The 3,229-nt window shown below is 62.7% G+C and carries 4 protein-coding genes; all 4 read left to right on the forward strand.

Annotated elements, in window-relative coordinates; genetic code table 11:
• Window positions 1-359, forward strand: a 359-nt coding sequence (locus AC5DC2_RS21735; RefSeq protein WP_491699991.1) for a MurR/RpiR family transcriptional regulator, incomplete at its 5' end; no start/stop codon positions are given.
• 126 nt (window positions 360-485) lie between these two features.
• On the forward strand, window positions 486-1,433 hold the full coding sequence (locus AC5DC2_RS21740; RefSeq protein WP_491699992.1) for a sugar ABC transporter substrate-binding protein: 948 nt from the start codon (window positions 486-488) through the stop codon (window positions 1,431-1,433).
• 209 nt (window positions 1,434-1,642) lie between these two features.
• Window positions 1,643-2,725 (forward strand): ABC transporter permease, encoded by a 1,083-nt coding sequence (locus AC5DC2_RS21745; protein WP_152534663.1) that lies wholly within the window; start codon window positions 1,643-1,645, stop codon window positions 2,723-2,725.
• Between the two features lie 2 nt (window positions 2,726-2,727).
• Window positions 2,728-3,229, forward strand: a 502-nt coding sequence (locus tag AC5DC2_RS21750; RefSeq protein ID WP_491699993.1) for an ATP-binding cassette domain-containing protein, incomplete at its 3' end; no start/stop codon positions are given.

Here is a 3,229-nt window from a genome sequence, read left to right on the forward strand (position 1 = left end):
TCCAGCTAACAATATTCAGTGAATGCCTAAGCAATATTCCGGCAATGCTGCATACGGGAATTGCGGGGCTGGGACTGGAATATGCCATCCGACCGAATGACGCCGTTCTGGCGGTCACCTTTGCTCCCTACACCGAGCGGACGCTGGAGATCGCCGAGGCGGGCAGGGCGCGCGGCGCAGGCCTTGTTGCCATCACAGATTACGTCACCAGTCCGCTGGTGCGGCTCGGCGCCACCACGCTCAACGTGGCCGAACCCGATGTCGGCGCCTTCCGGGCGCTCTCCGGGTCGCTGTCGCTTGCGATCTCGCTGGCGGTTTCGGTGGGCGCCGCCCGCGAGAATGGAAAAAATAGAAAATAAATATTGCATTCGTAGCAGAATGGAATTTAAATTCCCTCCCGGAACGTGAACCGGTTTCGCGCTCCGATATTGCCCTTGCCGGGAGGAGGTCGGGGCGAATTCACCCCTTGGAGGAGGACTTTAAGCATGAAAATCAGATTTCTTGCGCTGGCGGCCGCAGCCGTCGCACTGACGAGCCTGGCGCCGGCCGCGGCCTGGGCCGAGGGCGAGCGCTTCGTGCTGATCTCGCACGCCCCCGACAGCGACAGCTGGTGGAACACGATCAAGAACGCGGTCAATGTCGCGGGCGACCAGATGGACGTCGAAGTGGAATACCGCAACCCGCCGACGGGCGACCTTGCCGATATGGGCCGCATCGTTCAGCAGGCGGCCGCGTCCAATCCGGACGGCATCATCGTCACGATCGCCGATTATGACGTTCTTTCCGGTCCGATCGCGGATGCCGTGGCCAAGGGCATTCCGGTGATCACCATCAATTCGGGCACGGAAGAGCAGTCGAAAGAGCTCGGCGCGATGATGCATGTGGGCCAGCCGGAATATATGGCGGGCAAGCTTGCCGGCGAGCGCGCGAAGAAGGAGTCGGATGCCGACAGCTTCCTTTGCGTCAACCATTACATCACCAACCCGGCCTCCGTTGAGCGCTGCCAGGGCTTCGCCGATGGGCTTGGCGTCGAGCTTGGCCAGCAGATGATCGACAGCGGCATGGATCCGTCCGAGGTCAAGTCGAAGGTGATGGCCTATCTCAACGCCAATCCGGATACCGGCGCGATCCTGACGCTCGGCCCCAACTCTGCCGAACCGACGATCGCCGCCCTGGATGAGACCGGCAAGGCGGGCCAGGTCTATTTCGGCACGTTCGACCTTTCGAGCGGCATTGCCGATGCGATCAAGGCCGGCACGATCAACTTCGCCATCGACCAGCAGCCCTACCTGCAGGGCTACCTGCCGGTGGTCATCCTGACCAATTACGCCCGCTACGGCGTGATGCCGGGCAACTCGATCAATTCGGGCCCCGGCTTCATCACCGACAGCAATATCGAACTGGTTGAGAAATACGCCGGCCAGTATCGCTGACGTTCGACAATGGCGATGCCGCGCGGGCTTGCCGCGCGGCGTCCTGGCCGGCTTCAGCCGGAAGTTTCTGATTGATCCGGAACGGCAGGCAGCGTCAACGCGCCGCCGGCACGGGAAACCATTGCCTACGCGGCGGAGTTAATCTGATGTCCAAATCCCATGAACAACAGCCGCACCGGCCGATCGAGGAGTTGATCCTCGAAGAGCGCATGCGCCCTGTGCCACGATGGCGCAAGGCGCTGATCCGGCCGGAGCTCGGCTCCATCTGCGGCACCATTCTCGTCTTCCTGCTGTTTGCCATGATTGCCGGCGACAGCGGCATGTTTTCGGCCGAAGGCTTCATCAACTGGGGCACGGTCTCGGCCCAGTTCGCCATCATCGCCGTCGGCGCCTGCCTGTTGATGATCGCGGGAGAATTCGATCTGTCGATCGGCTCGATGATCGGCTTTTCCGGCATCGTCATTGCGCTGTTGACCGTCCAGTGGGGGTGGCCCGCCTGGCTTGCGATCATCACCGCCTTTGCCGTTGCCATCGCCATCGGCGCGTTGAACGGTTTTCTGGTGATCCGCACCGGGCTGCCGTCCTTCATCGTCACACTCGCTTTTCTCTTCATCCTGCGCGGGCTGACGATCTTCATCGCCATCTCGACCACCGGCAAGACGATCATCGGCGGCGTGCGCGAGGCATCGGAGGGTGACTTCGTCGCCGCGCTTTTCGGCGGCAAGGTGTTTGGCGGCTTCTTCCGCTGGCTTGCCGACAATGACATGATCGCCACCTTCGTCGCCGGACCGCGCGCCGGGCAGCCCGTCGTCGACGGTATTCCGATGCTGATGGTCTGGGCGCTGATCCTCATCATTCTCGGTCATTTCCTTCTGGTGCGGACGAAATTCGGCAACTGGATCTTCGCCGCCGGCGGCGATGCGCAGGCCGCCCGCTATGTCGGCGTGCCGGTCAACCGGGTGAAGATCCTGATGTTCATGCTGACGGCCTTCTGCGCCACCATCTTCGCCACCTGCCAGGTGATGGAGTTTGGCTCGGCGGCAGCTGACCGCGGCCTTCTGAAGGAGTTCGAGGCGATCATTTCGGTCGTCATCGGCGGCGCGCTTCTCACCGGCGGCTACGGGTCCGTGATCGGCGCGGCGCTTGGCGCGCTGATCTTCGGCGTCGTCCAGCAGGGCCTGTTCTTCGCCGGCGTCGAAAGCTCGCTGTTCCGCGTCTTCCTCGGCGTCATCCTGCTGCTCGCCGTCATCCTCAACACCTATATCCGCCGTCGCATCACGGGAGAACGCTAGAGATGAGCGCACCTCTGATCGAACTTCAGGACATCGAAAAGCATTTCGGCCCGGTGATCGCGCTGGCCGGCGTCTCGCTCTCGGTCATGGCCGGGGAATGCCATTGCTTGCTCGGCGACAATGGCGCGGGCAAGTCGACCTTCATCAAGACAATGTCCGGCGTGCACAAGCCGAGCTATGGCCGCATCCTCGTCGATGGCAAGGAAGTGACCTTCAACGACCCGCGCGATGCGATGGCGGCAGGCGTCGCCACGGTCTATCAGGACCTGGCGATGATCCCGCTGATGTCGGTGACCCGCAATTTCTGGATGGGCCGGGAGCCGGAGCGGCGCATCGGCCCTATCAAGGTGTTCGACCACAAGAAGGCGGGCGCCATCACGGTTGAGGAAATGGGGAAGATGGGCATTCACCTGCGCTCCGCCGATCAGGCGGTCGGCACGTTGTCCGGCGGCGAGAGGCAGACCGTTGCCATTTCCCGCGCGGTCTATTTCGGCGCGCGCGTGC

Source organism: Martelella sp. (assembly GCF_984369615.1).

Bases quoted from the DNA above. Each gene is read 5' to 3' on its own strand.
- AC5DC2_RS21745 (WP_152534663.1), top strand. From the start codon at position 1,643: ATGCGCCCTGTGCCACGATGGCGCAAGGCGCTGATCCGGCCGGAGCTC.
- AC5DC2_RS21740 (WP_491699992.1), top strand. From the start codon at position 486: ATGAAAATCAGATTTCTTGCGCTGGCGGCCGCAGCCGTCGCACTGACG.